Below are 1,214 nucleotides of genomic sequence, written 5' to 3'. Positions count from 1 at the left end.
ATCCGATACTGACGCGCTGATAGTCAGGTCTTTAAGGTTGAGTTCATCGTTGTTAACTGCATCGACGCCCGCTTGAGTCAGCTTGACTTCATCGCCAACTAACACAAAGTAACCGTTTGAGTTGTTTTCTAAAGAAACGGTTAATTGATCTTCAGAAGTGTCAGTATCGCGAACCGTTAAGGTTGCGACTACCGTATCAGTGTTCACTGCATCTTCAGTGATGCTTTCTACTGCATCAACCTTGATGGTTGGCGCATCGTTCACTGGATTTACTGTAACAGTTACTTTCGCTTCGTCGGTCAATTGACCGTCCGTTACGGTGTAGGTGATTTCAGCGTGGCCATTGAAGTTTTCTGCCGGAGTGAAGACGAGTTTGCCATCAACGATCTCTACTTTACCTTGTGCTTCAGGAACAGTCGCAGATTGGATCGACAACTTATCGCCATCCACATCAGAATCGTTTGGCAGAACATCGATAGTAACTGCGGTGTCTTCTTGTGTCGTAGCGATGTCATCTTTCGCCACTGGCGCATCGTTGACCGGTGTTACATTGACTTCAACGGTGGTGGATTCAGACACACCGCCAGAGGTGACGATGTAGGTGAAAGTATCTTCACCGACGTAGTTGTCATCTGGTGTGTAGGTCACCGTACCATCGTTGTTTACGATGACGGTGCCATTTTTAGGACCATTCTCAGCGTCCAGAGACACCACTTTATCTTTGCCTTCAAACGTGTCGTTACCTAAGACGTTAATGATAGTTGGTGTGTCTTCGACTACATTCGTGCTGTCAGCCTCGATGTCGACTACTGGTGCAACCGTAAAGTCCACCGTTTGGCTAACGCTTTCACCACTTGGGTCGGTAGCAGTAAACGTTAAGGTTTCTGAGCCGTTCCAGTCTGCCGTTGGTGAAATGGTCGCGATGCCATTTTCAATCGAAACCAACACGTTGCTATTGCCAGACACTGAGAAGTTTAGCGCTGAGTCGCTATCTTTAAATGCGTCGTTTAAATCAATCGTGTAGGTCGCAAAGTCTTCCGATAACTCTTGATCTGCAATGGCATTTTCAACAGTCGGTGCATCGTTAACACGATTCACAATCAAACTGTCACTGTCGTTAGCCGTAGGATTAACACTATCCGATACTGACGCGCTGATAGTCAGGTCTTTAAGGTTGAGTTCATCGTTGTTAACTGCATCGACGCCCGCTTGAG

Annotated in this window: 1 protein-coding gene; it reads right to left on the bottom strand. The window is 46.8% G+C overall.

The genetic code is table 11. The annotated features are described in order from the left end of the window. On the bottom strand, window positions 1-1,214 hold a 1,214-nt coding region (locus tag R8N28_RS25705), incomplete at both ends, for a tandem-95 repeat protein (protein ID WP_318183720.1).

Source organism: Vibrio sp. Vb1554 (assembly GCF_033344235.1).
The sequence above is the reverse complement of the archived record's forward strand: the minus strand, read 5'-3'. Positions and strand labels throughout refer to the sequence as shown.